The sequence below is a fragment of the Microcoleus sp. D3_18_C4 genome (genome assembly GCF_036702355.1).
GTDB lineage: Bacteria > Cyanobacteriota > Cyanobacteriia > Cyanobacteriales > Microcoleaceae > Microcoleus.
Window position 1 is genome coordinate 1 of the sequence record NZ_JAUBTF010000094.1, and the last position, 16,593, is coordinate 16,593.

Consider the following 16,593-nt stretch of genomic DNA (forward strand, 5'->3'; position numbering starts at 1 on the left):
CAGAGGTACTGGAATCATAATGAATCCTCCTGTATTTATTGTTTTAAGCACTGCATAGCCTTAACTGAACCGTATTGCACTAAAGTGGACTGATATCAAAGTTTTTTCTACAGTCTTCTTCAGCGCACTGTTATCAAAGTTTTTTCTACAGTCCTCTTCAGAGGACTTTCGCTATTAGCCAGGGAATTCATTCCCTGGCGGACTTTGGGACTGTCAGAGGGCGCTGGCGGACTTTCGCAATTATTCAGAGTAAACTCGATATCATCTACTAACAAAACCATGAAATCAACACACATAAAACCCCGCTTTTTCTTCACATTCCTCTCATTCACCACCTTAGTAATGTGGGAAATAGGACTTTTCACCCCATCCCAAACAGCCACAGCCCAAATCACCCCCGCAACCGACGGCACGAATACTCAAATTACTCCCAGCGGCAACCAATTCAACATCAACGGCGGCCAACAATCCGGCGACGGCACAAATCTCTTTCACAGTTTCCAACAATTTGGTTTAACTGAAGGACAAACTGCTAACTTTATATCAAATCCCAATATTCGCAATATTTTAGGGCGAGTTGTCGGCGGCGATGCTTCGCTAATTAACGGCTTAATTCAAATAACTGGCGGCAATTCCAACTTATTTTTAATGAATCCGGCGGGGATTGTTTTCGGCGCAAATTCTAGTTTGAACGTGCCTGCTGCTTTCACTGCGACTACTGCGACGGGCATGGGTTTTGGCAATAATTGGTTTAGTGCGGGTGGTACGAATAATTATGCTTTATTAGTCGGAAATCCTAATAGTTTTGCTTTTACAAATACGCAACCGGGAGGAATTGTCAATTTAGGCAATTTGGCCGTGGGACAAGGGCAAAATTTAACTTTATTGGGCGGCACTGTTTTGAGTACCGGACAACTTTCTGCACCGGGAGGAAATATTATTGTTGCGGCGGTTCCCGGCGAGAGTTTAGTCAGAATTAGTCAACCGGGAAATCTGTTGAGTTTGGAGATTCAGCCGCAATCTGTAGCTGGGAGTTTGCCTCAAAATTGGGTGTTGCCAGTTGCATCTTTGCCGCAGTTGTTGGCGGGTGGCGGGGGAAATGCAACGGGGGTGACAGTCAACGCTGGAGGGCAAATAGAATTAACGGGTTCTGGTTTGCAGGTAGAGAATGGAGATGTCACTGCTAAAGGTGTAAATGCGGACACTGCAACGCTGTCAGCTAATCGCAATTTGACATTAGTTGAAAGTCAGTTGCGTACAACTGGCGATTTGAATTTGCTGGCTGACAATACAGTGCGGGTGCGCGACAGTGTGGCAAATCCGTTTGTGGCAAATGCTGGGGGTAATCTCTACATTCAGGGAAATCAAAGTATCGATCTTTTGGCGCTGAATCATCTTTCGCAAACGCCTTTTGTGAGCGGCGGAAATTTGACTTTAGCGAGTGATGGCATGATATCTACAGATGCTCACTTTAGAAGTGGCAGTAATATGTCAATTCTCGATTTGTCGGGTAGACCTGCTAATTTCATCAGTTTATATGATCCAATATTTACGCAGCCCAATGACTATATATCTGGGGGATATACGGGGGCTTCCCTCAAGGTAGATACGACTTCAGGTACTGGAAGTATTACTTTTAACGGTGGGATTTCAATCACAAGTCCAGATGCAGCTTTTGCTAATGCTTCTCCTGGTACAGATGAATTTATTTTGGCTACTTCGCGATCGATAATTTTGCGATCTGGTGGCAACATTCAAGTAGGAGGAATTGACAATTATAACAACCAGCCCAATAACGTAGGTCCTATAATTATGCAAGCTACAGGCAACATACAAGCGGGAGTTATTTCAGTCTCTAATATAGCGGGTGATGCTGGTTATATATCTTTGAGTGCTGGGGGAAATATTTCAACAGAAGGACTTCTTGCTAAGAATATTTCTGGTAATGGCGTTGGCGGTGATATTACGGTGAATGCAGGTGGCAGCTTTACTTTTATAGCAGGAAATACAGCGGGTGCGGAAAATATAACTACTTCCGCACCTAATGGAGGGGGTAATATTACCATTAAAGCAAAAAACGATATCTTGATTGGCTGTGCTACTTCCTGGTTTTGTTTAGAAACTGTTAGTAGGGATAATGGTTTCATCAAGGCTAATGGAAATAGCGGTAATGTTAGTATCATCAGCGAACAGGGTTCTATTATTTTCCAGACTCCCCGATCTATAGATACGAGTAATAGCGCTCCTCTCGGCATTCCTGGCTCTGTCAATGTACAAGCAAGAGGGAATATTACTTTAGGTGAGATATTAACCTACAGTGAAGACCCTTCACAATCTGATGGTGCAAATATCAATATTACGAGCGTAAATGGCAATATCCAGCTTGGCGAAATCAATAATTCTTCAGATGGCGGTAATAGTGGCAATATTACTCTGTTTACCAGTGGAAATATTATAACAGGTAACGTATTAAACTATGGTAAATTGCAAGGCGGAATTGTTAATTTTACTAGCACGAATGGCAGCATCACTATAGGAAAATTAAATGCAACCAGCTCTCAGGATTCAGGAAATGCTACGATTTTTTTACCGGACAATGGTGGATCAATTACTTTGAGTGCCGATCGCAATATTACGACTGGCAATCTCAATGTAGCGGCGAATCAAGACGGCGGCCCGATCGCACTTACGAGCACTGCCGGTTCCATAAATACCGGAGCGATAGATGTCACGGGCGATCGCGCTGCTGGAAATATTACTATTCAAGCCAGCACCGGCATCACAACACCGACAACAGGAACCGCTATCACGGCTACTTCTAATAACGGCAACGGTAGCAATGTTACTTTATCTACTACTAGCGGTGACATTAATATAGGCGATGTCTTAGTATCGGGAATACAGGGTGGAAATCTTAAGTTTACTAATAGCAATGGCAATATTACTACAGATCAGCTATTGACAAGTTATGACGGTTCATCTCCCGATCTTAAAACTAATATAGGCGGCAATGTTAATCTAAATGCTGGGGGAAATATTACTACCAGCGACATCCGGGCGATCGGCAATCAAGACGGCGGCTCAATAACTTTCAAAAGCGGCGGGGCGATCGACACTACCGCCGGAATCATCAATGCGATCGGCGGTAACAACGGCGGCAATATTTCCCTCGAAGCTGGAACCAACATCAGTACGGCAGGAATTGGTAGCGCCCTCTTATTAAGCGGCTTCAATGCCAATAGTGGCAATCTTCGCATTCAAAGCGGCGGTAATATCGACACAACAGCAGGCCCAATTATTACCGCTGCGGCAAATGGTAAGGGTGGAGATATCACCATAAATGCTGGCGGAACTGTTTCGACATCGGATATTAATTCCCGCACTTTCGCTCCCAGTATTACTGTGACTGGTGGCAATATTGATGTCAAGGCAAATGACTCTATTACTGCCCGTGGCAAGATAGAAACTAACCGCAATAATATTACTTTTAACGCTCCGGTAACATTAGGTAATAACCTGTCGGTCAAAATTTTAGATACTGGCGATATTACTTTTAAGTCTACTGTTGACGGGCCTTACAGTCTGACTGTTCAACCCGATGCGGGAAGTGTTGATTTTGGTGATGCTGTGGGCAGTGTCTCTCCCCTCAACAGCGTCAGTATTCAAGATGATATTTCCGAAACGTCCGGTGCTATTAACATTATTACTACGAATAATATTACCGCCCAAAATATCACCTCACCCGCCGGAATTTCTTTGTTTAGTGAGAACGGAGAAATCACAACTAAAAATCTTGATGCGACTTCCCCTAACACTGGCGGTAATATCGATCTGAGCGCTGGAACTAATATTGCTGCAGGCGATATCAATACATCGTCTGCTGGTAATGGCGGCAGTATCTTGCTCGACGCTACCGGAAGTATTAATGTTGGTAAAATTGACTCTTCGGCTGAGGGGAATGCAGGGAATGTCACGGCTTATAACCGCAGTGCTGCGGGCGATATTACTGCGAGTCAAATTAACGCTCAAAGTAGTCTCGGCAAGGGTACGGGAGGCAATGTCGAGATTCAGATGGGAAGGTTTTTTCGATCGATCAATTCCTTCACAGACAGAAACGGCATCAATGCTAGCATTTCTACGGCTGGAAATCCTGGAGATAGCAGGGGCGGTACTATAATTATCCGCCACGGGGGCGCAGGATTAACGCCGTTTATTGTGGGTGATTCTGCCATAAATGGAACGGCGGGTGCAATTACTAGGGGAAATTCTAATCCTATTCAAACAATTTTGCGGGATAACTCCTATCTTTATACTCACAAACAGGATGTCGATCGCATTCAAATTATCTCCGTGCCGCCGCCAATAGTTGCACCGACACCCGCAGCCGCAGCTACTCCCACGCCCGCACCGACACCCGCAGCCACTCCCACCCCCGCACCGACACCCGCAGCCACTCCCACCCCCGCACCAGCAGCTACTCCAACGCCTGCACCCGCCCCCGCAGCTACTCCCACGCCCGCACCCACACCCGCAGCTACTCCCACGCCTGCACCCACACCCGCAGATACTCCAGCGCCCGTAAGCACACCTTCACGGCAACTCCCACCGCGTTTACCCGTCGCACCTTCAGCAACACCGGAAAGCTCGATCGCACCTTCGGCAACACCGGAAAGCTCGATCGCACCTTTCCCAATTCCCCAAATATTTATCGCACCTGCCCCAATTCCCGAAACTTCGATCGCACCTTCGGCAACACCCGATCCGATACCTGGTTTTCCCCTCGACTTCCGACTACCTGAATTGCCCGATTCATTCGTACTGCCACCCCGCGCGCGCCCCACACAGCCCTCAACACCCACAACGCCAAACGCTGCTGCCCGCATAGCTTCGACACCTACCCTTCCCTCTGTTTCCCAAATCACCTCCTCCCTCGCCTCTCAACCTACGATCGCCCCCCAACCTTCAAACGCGCCAAATCCAGCGCCTGCAGCTCCTCTTGGCTCTGTAACCCTGCCTGTAACTCAGATTCAGCCAGCACCTGCAACCTTGATCGTACCTGCGGCTGCAAGTGCGATCGTACCCGTGCCTACAAGCGCGATCGTACCCGCACCCGCTGTCAGCCCAAGCCAAACTCCCCAACAGGAGTTAGCTTTTTTAATTGGCGATTTATTGGGAGCACAAACCTCGATCAACCAAAATACTGAAACGGGAAATACCGAATTAGATTGGAATCGTAACAATGAAACAATTATCTCCCTAGAACTCCCTTACACCCCGTCAGTTAACACCATTGCCGGAGCCGAAGCAAATAACCTAATTTCTTTACAGCCATCTACTGACAATTTAACTGTTTCAGTCGCAGAAACTCCGCCAGAAATAATCGATCAAACTCCTAGTTTACCGATTGCTAATTCTGAACCATTTGATTTCAATCTTTCGGATGTTTGGGAGAGAATGGCTGCAATAAATACAGCGCCAGTTCAAGATTCACCGACTATTACTCCAGCGCCCGCACCAATTCCCGCACCAACTCCAATTCCCGCACCAACTCCATCGCCTGCAACAATTCCAGCCCCCGCCCCAACTCCCGCGCCAACTCCCACTCCCCCTCCGATCGCAGAAAATCCCGCACCTGCAGATATCCCAAATATCTTTCCCTCACAAAGCAGATTGCTCGTGGAACAAACTTTAGAACAAGGCAATGCTAACGATGCTATTGCTCTAATTGACCAGCTCTTTGAACAAGACTACGAAAATTATTATGGGGAAAATTTCACGGATAAAAAAATCAACGTTCAATATCTGAGAGAAACTCTGAAAACAATTAAGGAGGAAACCGGGAAGCAAGCTGTAATTGTTTACGCGATCGTCCGTCTCGAAGAATTATCCCTAGTGTTAGTAGTTCCAGACGGCCCTCCGATTCTCAGAAATATTCCTGTATCTAACGCAGTTTTGCTGGAAAAAGTGGCAGAATTTCATCGCTCTTTGGGTCAACCAAATGATTTGCAACGTGAAGAACATTTGCCCATTTCTCAGCAACTTTACCAGTGGTTAATTGCGCCGATTAGTTCAAATTTAGAAGCATTAAATATAGATACGCTAGTGTTTTGCTTTGATGCTGGTTTGCGCCAACTGCCACTATCCGCTTTGCACGACGGCAAGCAATTTCTAGTAGAAAAGTACAGTGTAGGATCACTTCCCAGTGTCAGCTTGACTAACACCAATTATCAAAGTTTGAAAAACGCTCAAGTTTTAGCAATGGGTGCTTCCGAATTTCCCCACACTGATAAACCTCCTTTGCGTGCGGTGCCGATCGAATTATCTACGATCGCCGGGAGGAGAACAGAAACGCAAAATCAAGCAGCATTTCCCTTGTGGCAAGGCCGCTCTTTTCTCAATCAAGACTTTACCCTAGAAAACCTGAGAAAGCAGCGAGAACAACAGGCATTTGGAATCGTTCACTTAGCTACTCACGCCAGTTTTCCTCAAGGCGAAAATGGAAGAAGAGAAGCTGAGATTGATTTGTGGGACAGCTCTTTGGCACTGGATGAATTTAGGTTGGCGAAGTGGTACCATCGTCGACAAGTCGAGTTATTAGTGCTGAGTGCGTGCGAAACTGCGATCGGTGACAGTACAGCAGCAGAAATGGGTTTTGCTGGACTGGCCGTCCGCAGCGGTGTAAAATCAGCTTTGGCAAGTTTGTGGAAAGTTAATGATATCGGCACTTTGGGACTGATGACGGAGTTTTATGGCAATTTGCGATCGGCCCCAATTAAAGCTGAAGCGCTCAGAAAAGCTCAACTGGCAATGATCCACAAACAAATTGTAGTAAAAGACGGTCAATTGCGGGGAACTCAAGGCGCGATCGACATTAATCAAGCCACACAAGTAGCAAATGCAGATTTATCTCATCCCAAGTTTTGGGCCGGATTCACAATAATTGGCAGTCCTTGGTAATAGGCGATATCGGCAGGGAAACGGCACAGTGCCGTGTCGGGTGCGATATCTGTAGGGAAACAGCACGGCGCCGTGTCCGGCGCCCAGAGTATCCCTGACCGAAAGCATCCAGGATACAAGCCCCGGATTCATTCCGAAAGCAGACTCAGGACCCAGAAATAAAAAACCTGTATCCGATAAAGGAGCCCCCGAATTGATCCGTGGGGTCAATTCTAAAATCTAAAATCTAAAATCTAAAATCTAAAATCGATTGACGACTATCTTTTTATGTCATAAATTTGCTATGAATAGCAAAACTAAACACTAGCGGGGCAAAACCTGTGGCCAAGTTTGATAAAATATTCAATTCAGAAGACCAATCCGAAGCAAGCTTGACTTTAGAAGAATCAGTAGCAGCGGTAGCATTTGTGGCAGCAGAGGCAAATTCCCCTGACACGGATGCTGATATCTTAGAAAGCATACTTTGGGAATCCGAAATATTTGCTGAATACTCGGAAGATGATATGTCAGCAATGTTTCAAAGACTCGCCGGTATTGTCGCCCAAGATGGTTTAGGAGCATTATTTAATACTGCTTGGGAATCTATGCCAGATGAGTTAGTTTTGGATACTTTTGCAATAACCGCAGCAATGTTTGTCGCCGATGGCGAAATATCCCAGAAGCACGAGGCTTTTCTCCAAGAATTCCAGCAAGCATTAGGTGTGGAAGATGAGGAAGCAGCAGAAATTATTGAGGATGTAATTGCTGCTTACTCGGAAGTAGAGGGCGAAGAGTCTGATTTCGATGCGGCATGGTACGTATCTCCTGAAGGCAATTTTAGCGTTCCCATTCCAGTTGATGATCAACGAGGCGGTAAAATTGATGATCAAGAAAGCTGTGTCGCATTTTCAGATGACTTTGGCGTTTTGCTGAAAATTGATTATTTCCCTGTTGCTGGTGAAGTGGAAGAAACAATCGAGTCGGTTGGCGAGGAAGCTTATCTCAAGTCTTTTCTCGACAATTTTGTTTCTCAGGCAATTCTTGCTAATGTTGCCAATTCTAAGTTACTCCACGCGGAATATTTAGAAGATGAAGAAGCTTATTTCGTGGTTGTCGATTTGCCTGCGGGTGCAACTATCAGCGTGCAAGAAAACGATGGCTCTCTGACTCGACTGGATGCTTACCGGGGACTTATGGCTTTTATTGCTGACGATTTTTGCTACACGGTAAGCTGTCAGCGAATTTATCAGGAGGGGGATGAATTGGGTTCCCTGGAGTCTGAAGTTGAGGGAATTATGAACAAGATTTTTGAGTTTATTGAGACAATCGAATTCGGGCCGATCGAATAAAAATGACTTGTTTAGACGGGCTAAAAACCTGGTTTCTTTCTAGATGTCTCGCTGCTCAACCCTATATTTTTAGAGAAACCGGGTTTTTTTGCCAACCATTCTCAGGATATGAGATCAATTCTGGTCACTCCTCCGGAATTGTTGACTGTTGACTGTTGACTGTTGACTGTTGACGGGCGGGTCGAAAAACTGAATGGTTGAGTGTTAACTGTTGACTCGATTTTATTATTCCGATGCAACCGGAAACGATATGACATCGTGTTCGGTTGATCGACCAAAATCTAACTGGTTGGTAGTCAGGACTTGAGTTTTCATTACTTGCCCGATCGCGCTTATTTTACCGCACTGCTAGATATTAGAGGTTTTTTACTATAAAAGAGTGCGATCGAGAACAGGGTTTTTTGACCGATTCTCGATCGCACTTCCAGATACATTCAGTCAACCACAGTCGAGAGGCAGCAGCAATTAGCCGCCATTTTCGACTAATTAGTAGTCTGAGCTTCCACCAATCTTTGCTTGAGTTCTTCCAAAGCACTCGCCCAGCGCGGATCTGGCTGCACCGAGCCGGAATCAGGGCTCGACACCGTTGCTGCTGACTGATTGCGGCGAGACTTGTTGTTGTCACCCCGACGGCGATTGCTTTTGCTGGAACCGCCTCCACCTTGGGTAGGAGGAGCCGAAGCAGAGCGCTGCTGTTGCTGGGGCGCAGGCACAGGCATAGGCACAGACGCCGATGCCGACACCAACTGCGGTGACTGCGGCGACTGCTGCTGATCGTCTTCGCCCTTCTCAGATTTACCCTTAGAGCGGGGCAATGCCTTCTCTATTTTCAGCGGGTTTTCTTTGAACATCAAGCCGTTATATTTCTCAATAACTTGGTCGGCTTGTTCGTCGGTTAGCACCGTCACAAAACCGAATCCTCTGCATTTTCCTGTTTTGCGGTCTGTAATTACCTTGGTGGTAACAGATTCGCCCTCCGGTGCAAAAACTTCTTGCAATTCTAGGCGATCGAGTTCCTTCGGTAGATTGCCAACATAAAGACGAATAGACATGAAAATTTCCTCCCGACTTGGGTTTTAATTAATTTGCTCGAACAGAATTACCTGAAGTCAACTGAATATTTACTTCAGGCAAACACCACATAACCCGAGAATTGGCGCATTCCTCCCACCAACCTTGACAGATCCCCCCACCTTTTAGAACCAAAAGATGATTTACTCTGATAAGGCCGGAACTTAACCGCCGATGCAGAGAGCTTTTAAATCTCAGGTTGTTGTGTAAACTTTTAGTCATCACTCAAATGTTTAGGCTATTGGCTATTCTGTATTACTTGCTTCCGGTTTTGATTCAGAATGTTTATAGCCAGCGCCGTCTAGAAATTTATGTCCAAGGATGTCAATTGCAAGCGATCGGAATGCCAGTATTCAGTTTAATACAGTGATGGATAAAATGGCTAACATTTTTTCAGCCAGTAATCTTACCTCGATCCTAATCTCGCTCCTAATGCTGAGAACTACTCATTTACCCGGTATCCCTTAAATCAGGCCCGGCAGAGTCCGAGCATTCTTTAAAGGTATCACAGCCTTGGTAACAGAGCTAGTTATTTAGGAAGATTTCAGTCGGAATTTAACGGAAACCACATCTCAATCACTTTTGAGAATTCATCCCGCACAGCAAAAATAGCGGTAGAAAAAAAACAGCCGACAAGCGGCTGGCTGTACTTGCTGTGTTGGGATGTTGACAATTTTTACGCAATGCCTTAAGGGATTTTAGCCAACTGAAGTTATCGCGCTATTTGGTTCAATCCAATTCATGTAAACTAATGTAACAGAGGGCTGGCAAAAAAGCAACTTTTCTTTACGAGGGAAGTTCGGCAACGGATTTTGTAACGGATTTTGTAACGGATTTTGTAACGGATTTTGTAACGGATAGACTCTAGGGTGCCTAGGGAGCAAGTCCAGAATCCGATCGCCCCTCCGCTGTTTAACTCAAAACTAATCCTGGCTGCGCGTTGAGACCGATTCACGCCAAAATCGGACAACTCTTCCTCACCTTGGGCCCTGGATAATAATGTATGCGCCCCAAAAAGCAGCAGCAAAAGCCAAAATCGCAGACCAAATCGGATGTCCGCTGTCACTAACCCTCCCTCCTTGAGTGCGGAGACTTTCAAGGTCGATCGCCACAGTAGCACCCCGGCGCAGCCAACCAGTCGCCACAACAGATGTTCCGATCAAATCGCTAGGGCGAGTAGTCTCTTTGAACAAAAATGGCCACAAAGAGCCAATGTAGCCAAACCTCGAAACATGGTGCAACCTCACCAAACCCGTCGCCGTTTGCAAAATCAAATCTTGTCCCAGCCAATTATTCATACCCGATCGACCCAAAAGTTGCCCTTCCAGCCGCACGGGTTCAGCATCCAGCGGCAAACTATCGGGATTTGACAAAATTTCCGGCAAACTCGGCGAAGCGGTTTCTCGCGGTATAATATCCGGGAAGAAATAATTGATCCGCATCAAAGTACCGATGCTAAATCCGATCGGCAAACAGCCCCAAATAATCGATCGATCGCCCCAAAGCCAATCCAACTGCCAAAAACTCGTCCTCGAAAAAATCCAGCCAATCAGCCAAAGCACCCCGACTATCGCCAAACTCATCGGAATTCCAAAAAACGGCGCACCCTGTAAAAATAGTTTTGAATCTTTAAATTCGAGTATTGACTTAAACAGAGACAATTTTCCTTTCCTGGGTTGTTCTGGCACTCCCGCGTTTGCCAAATCTAACTCTGTCTCCAGTTGCCAGAATTGAGCATAGAGGGCTAACAGCTTCAAACGCTCTCCCAGCAAAGGATGCGCGCGGTTAACCGTCAACCAATTGCGCTCCCGATTGCTGACATCCCACAGCAAAATCTGTTCTAGCGGCGCGTGTAATGCAGCAGAACCAAGGATTACAGCTTGTCCAACGCCTACAGGTAACAATAGATCGAAACTTTCGAGGAAAAAGCTAGTTTGTTTTTGCTGCTCGATATTAGCAGCAATGCCGATAGCAATTTTAGCCAGTGCCCGCGTCAAACCGTTAGGATTGCCCGTAATTTCCGCAGCAGTGCGATCGCTAAAATACACTCTGCGGCGCGACAGCCACAACATCGGCCACCTGAACAACTTATAAATCCCGTAACTCGTAGCAGAAATTGCAGCGGCCACAAATTTGACAGCAGAACGCAAAAACTCGATCGTCATTAAATCACACAACCGCTCTTGCCAGTGCGCCACCTGCCAATAAATCAAGTAAGGAATCTGAATCACCAGCAGCGCCAGCGACATCGGCGCAAAATCCCAGTGAGAAATGTGCCCCAACTCCCGCGCAAAAATAGTGGCAATTTCATCATCCGTCAACTGTTCCAACAGCCCCCGGCTCACAGCAATCCGAGCAAAACGGGGCAAACCGCCGTAACTGAAAGCTACAGGAACATTCAGCGGCAAGAGTTTGAGCACCGGCACCGGCATATTTTGCTTGGTACAAAAACTTCGCAGTACCCGACTAGCTTCCTTGCTGTGCTTGGATAAAACTGACCAGCGCAGAGTTTCTATGCCGCAAAACAGTTTCAGCAGCGCGTCTATCAGCCAGGGAGACGAGGCCAAAAGCAATCCAAAAACCATCTGAACAAACGGAGTTGGATCGCGGTAAAAAAGCTGAATCGGCGCGAAAATAGGCAGTCTAGTGAATATGTAAAGCTGAACCAACAGAGAATTAGTGTTTGTCAGCAGGAATTGCAGGACAAACCGGGCTAGGAAAAATAGGGCGATCGCACTTGCAACGGCTTGCACCCGAAACTCCAGCAACTTCAGCGGTTTGAGGGGGCGCGGGCTTTTCGCGACGCGCCCTGCTTGGCGCCAAGTGAGTTGGTAAGTATCTGGGCTGGCGACTCCGGGGATATCTGTTGGGGAACCGGAACTATTTTCGCCGCTAATTTTTGCGGTATCGGGTGCGGTTTCTGTCGAGTTTTCCGGTTCAGAAGTCTGGCGTGTGGGGGGTGGAGGCGGCGGGGAAATCGGTTGCGATTTAGCGTTTTCTGGCTCTACAACCGGCTCTAAAGGTAAAAATCCTGTTTTTTTGTCTACGGTAGGTCGATCGCCCCCAATCGATTTTTTCGCCGATTTAGTTGCAGCATCAAAGGCGACAAAGCCTGTTTGGGGGGGAGTTTCTGCGGATTTTGGTTTATTTTCCGGTGGTTTTGGGGGGCGAGGGGGGGTTAATTCTTTTAAAGCGCGATCGGCCCAATTTTTGACTTGAGAGTTGGGACTTTTGGCGAGGGAAGAGCACAGGGCGATCGCCTCTTTCACGTTACCCGTTGCTTTGTACGCAGCCACCAACCCCATCTGCGCGCGGATTCCCGACGGTTGATTAGCTGCGGTTTGGGTAACGGATTCTAAAAGGGCGATCGCGGTGGGGTAATCCTGCTGTTTCAAAGCTGCTAGCCCAGCCTCTAGAGACTGTTTTGCAGATGAATCCGCCGGATTTGGATTAGTGGGAGGTGCCATGACTGTGCTTTCGCTAGCGTCCTTTCTAAGATAGCTTGGCTGGTCGATCGATAGCTGTTCTAACACAGCTATATTTCTCTGTCACCATTTGTTGCAGTTTCTTCGGCGGTTGAAACCGCTTAATAGTCAAACTTTCGGCCACTCTCAGCGGACGATCGTTGCGATCGGGCAGGAGTTTAAACCCCTGCCTCAAAGTTAAAGTCTTCGCTATGAAGACTGAAGATTTATGCTAAATCCGGGTTAAATACTTCCTTTATCTCTTAGTCCGCGAAGGCGGACTTTGTTTGACAAGAAGCGATTTCAATCGCCGATTCAATCTAATTTTTGCTTATAATTAAATTAACACCTCACCCGCACACTTATGCCAATTGACGACGAAGATTTTGAAAGCGAATCAATCGGGGACGATCGCAAACTCCAACTCTTCACCGACAGATACGAATTTACCCACCGATTTGCCTTTTATTTAAACGAAGACCCGCCTCCAGAACAAATTTTGTATTTTTTCGGGGATGGAGGCAACGGCAAGTCATTGCTGCTAAAACACTTGGAGTTTCACTGCTGCAAAAGATTTGCACCGGAGGTGTGGCAAAAATGGCGCGAACTCCCTGACTCGCAAGCCGCCGAAGTTGCTAATTTCGTCCGCTATGCAGCAGCTAAAACCTACACTCCCATCCCCGCAGTCAGGCACGATTTCGGATTGATACCGATTAAAGAAGATAAACCGCAAGATAGATTTTACGGCTTGCTGATGCTGCGGCGCAATATTGCAGCAGGCACTAAAAAATATAAATTTAAATTTCCCAATTATGACTTTGCTTGCTTTTGGTATTTGCTGAACAAAGGCGAATCACAGGCAACTCTCAACCAACTTTTCCCCGATGATGTGGCGGAATTGGTGGTACCTATAATTGAAACTTTTGCAGATTTTCCGGTGGTGGCGCAAGCGGTGGCGGTGCTCAAAGGGATAGATAAATTGGGCGGCATCAAGCGGGCGATGAAATTAATTCAAAATCGCTTGGGCGTCAGCGATGAAAAGGCGGAGGAAATTCGCCGTCTAGATATTGATACTGAGTTAACCGACTATTTGCCGAAATTGTTCGCTGGGGATTTGAATGCGACAATGGCTGGCAAAAATAAACCCGCTCGCCTCGTGATGCTGTTCGATACTCATGAGAAAATGTGGGATGAAAAACGCAATTCTCAAGGCGCAACTTTTTGGTATCAAGATGAGTGGTTTCGGCGGTTGTTGAGGGCCTTGGATTACAAATTGGGGATTGTAGTTGTTGTGGCGGGGCGAGAGTGTCCGGTGACGCAATTGCGGTGGCCGAATGCGTCGAGGTTTCCGATTCCTGAAGATTATATAGATGCACAATTGGTGTGGCATTTGTCGCCGGATGATGCGAGGGATTACTTGCACAAAGTGAAGATTGACAAGACAGATTTGGCAGATGCTGTGATTAAATATGCCAGCGTCAATCCCGACGATCCTTGGGAAAATTTGCAGGTACATCCGTTTTATTTGGGTTTGTGCACGGATGCGGTGCTGGCAGAAAGAAAGCGGGGAATTGAGTTGATGTCGTCGGATTTTGCGCGGATTCCGAAGTTGGAAAACAAGACTGCGGAATTAACAGATCGGTTGCTCAGTTATGTCGATCGCGAAGTGCGATCTGCCGTGCATTCGCTGAGTGCTAGCCGCGCTTTTGATGAAGATTTGTACGTGAAATTGGGATCGGGTTGCCACTTCCAGGCAAGCAGTGCAAATTTTGAGATGTTGACGGGTTTTTCCTTTGTGTGGAAATCGCAGAAGCGGGGGGATAACTGGTATCGGATTCACGATTTATTGCGACGATTGGATGCCGATCGGGACGATCCGAAAACTCGCAAAGCTCATGAAATTTTAGAGCGGCATTACCGAGAAGTGGGGAATGTGGCGGAGGCAATTTTTCATGCTAATCGCTTGGATTGGCAGCGAGGTGTAGAAGAATGGAAAGAGGTGTTTGATGAAGCTTTGGAAAAAAGTCGCTATGGGGAATGCAAGTCGCTGCTGGAAGTTAGAGATGAGTTGTGGATTAAAAGTGATTATTGGCTTGGTAGAGTTTCGCGATCGGAGGGAGATTACTATGCTCAGTTTGCTCGATATGTAGAGGCAAAACAAGAATATTTAGAGGCAGTTGCAGCCTATAATTCTGCTTTACTTATTGCACCGGATGATATCAATGCTCTCAACAACAAAGGGAATGCGCTGCAAAGTCTGGGTAAATTGCAAGCAAAGCTAAGTGAATTTGAGGCAGCAAAACAGTCTTACTTTGAGGCGCTCGCAGCCTATAATTCTGGTTTACTTATTGCACCGGATTTTATCAATGCTCTCGCCAGCAAAGGGATTGCGCTACTACGTCTGGGTAAATTGCAAGCAGAGCTCAGTGAATTTGAGGCAGCAAAACTTTCTTACTTTGAGGCGATCGCAGCCTGTAATTCTGCTTTACTTATTGCACCGGATTTTATCTGTGCTCTCAACAGCAAAGGGATTGCGCTACTACGTCTGGGTAATTTGCAAGCAATCCTAAGTGAATTTGAGGCGGCAAAACAGTCTTACTTTGAAGCGCTCGCAGCCTGTAATTCTGCTTTACTTATTGCACCGGATGATATCGCTGCTCTCAAAAACAAAGGGAATGCGCTGCGAAGTCTGGGTGAATTACAAGCAAAGCTCAGTGAATTTGAGGCGGCAAAACAGTCTTACTTTGAAGCGCTCGCATCCTGTAATTCTGCTTTACTTATTGCACCGGATGATATCGCTGCTCTCCACAACAAAGGGAATGCGCTGCAAAGTCTGGGTGAATTGCAAGCAAAGCTAAGTGAATTTGAGGCGGCAAAACAGTCTTACTTTGAGGCCATCGCTGCCTTGAATTCTGTTTTACTTATTGCACCGGATGATCTCGGTGTTCTCAACAACAAAGGGAAGGCGCTGTTAAGCCTGGGTAAATTGCAAGCACAGCTAAGTGAATTTGAGGCGGCAAAACAGTCTTGCTTTGAGGCGCTCGCAGCCTTGAATTCTGTTTTACTTATTGCACCGGATTATATCGCTGCTCTCACCAACAAAGGAAATGCGCTGCGATGTCTGGGTGATTTGCAAGAAAAATTATTTGAGAGACAGGAAGCACTCAAGAATTGGCAAGAGGCGCTGGAAATGTTCGATCGCTCTTTAGCCATTGCTCCTAATCGCGATTGGACTCGCAATAGCCGCGATTGGCTGCAAGAATTTATCGATAATTTGGGTGAGGATACTGTCAGCAGTTAGCTCGATCGAAATGAGTAAAGACGCGGCATTCATTCCCTGCCTTAAACCGACAGCCCGCCAGGGAAGGAATTCCCTGGCTAATAGCAAAAGTCCTCTAAAGAGGACTAATGAATTCTTCAGTCCTCTTCAGAGGACTTTTGCTTTGAGGCAGGGGTTTCAAACCCTGCCGGACTGCCGGACTCAGGGACAGAGTGTTAAAAGCCCGCCCTCGAATTTAGCTATTTAACCTTGCGGCTTACCGCCCAGATTTTCTCGGCGATGTACTGTCAGCCGATCGCGAACGACGGATCAGCACGCTCATCACCTGCTTCGGATTAGCGGCACGCTGTACGGGACTCCAATCGCCCACTTCTGCAAATCCCAGTCGGTACAAAGTGAGTATGGTTTCCCTGACGCCTTTGGGCGAACCGACAACCGTTAACAGCACCACTTCCTGTTCGCATACTGCTGCTGAGTCGTCATTTGGGCGATC

General features: G+C 46.7%; 7 protein-coding genes. 3 read left to right on the forward strand and 4 right to left on the reverse strand.

Translation table 11 applies throughout. From position 1 onward, the window contains the following. The first annotated feature begins 342 nt into the window (after window positions 1-342). Together QUA90_RS28200 and QUA90_RS28205 are read left to right on the forward strand one after the other, a co-directional pair. On the forward strand, window positions 343-6,957 hold the full coding sequence (locus tag QUA90_RS28200; protein WP_445300149.1) for a CHAT domain-containing protein: 6,615 nt from the start codon (window positions 343-345) through the stop codon (window positions 6,955-6,957). A 320-nt stretch (window positions 6,958-7,277) separates the two neighbouring features. Then, on the forward strand, window positions 7,278-8,285 hold the full coding sequence (locus QUA90_RS28205) for a tellurite resistance TerB family protein (RefSeq protein ID WP_333328680.1): 1,008 nt from the start codon (window positions 7,278-7,280) through the stop codon (window positions 8,283-8,285). Window positions 8,286-8,767: 482 nt separating this feature from the next. Here QUA90_RS28205 and QUA90_RS28210 read toward each other — a convergent pair whose 3' ends face one another. The 3 genes from QUA90_RS28210 to QUA90_RS28220 all read right to left on the reverse strand — a co-directional run bounded on the left by QUA90_RS28210 (window position 8,768) and on the right by QUA90_RS28220 (window position 13,016). Beyond that, a complete protein-coding gene (locus QUA90_RS28210) occupies window positions 8,768-9,337 on the reverse strand; it encodes an RNA-binding protein (protein ID WP_333085264.1) in 570 nt (189 codons plus the stop codon). Between the two features lie 996 nt (window positions 9,338-10,333). Next, window positions 10,334-12,823 (reverse strand): zinc metalloprotease HtpX, encoded by a 2,490-nt coding sequence (locus QUA90_RS28215; protein WP_333448552.1) that lies wholly within the window; start codon window positions 12,821-12,823, stop codon window positions 10,334-10,336. A 25-nt stretch (window positions 12,824-12,848) separates the two neighbouring features. Then, window positions 12,849-13,016, reverse strand: a complete 168-nt coding sequence (locus QUA90_RS28220; RefSeq protein WP_333448553.1) for a hypothetical protein — start codon at window positions 13,014-13,016, stop codon at window positions 12,849-12,851. A gap of 168 nt (window positions 13,017-13,184) precedes the next feature. On the opposite strand from QUA90_RS28220, the gene QUA90_RS28225 reads away from it, so the two are divergent. Next, a complete protein-coding gene (locus QUA90_RS28225) occupies window positions 13,185-16,121 on the forward strand; it encodes a hypothetical protein (RefSeq protein WP_333448554.1) in 2,937 nt (978 codons plus the stop codon). A gap of 235 nt (window positions 16,122-16,356) precedes the next feature. Here the strand turns inward: QUA90_RS28225 and QUA90_RS28230 are convergent. Then, the coding region (locus QUA90_RS28230; RefSeq protein ID WP_333448555.1) for a hypothetical protein at window positions 16,357-16,593 on the reverse strand (237 nt) is incomplete at its 5' end.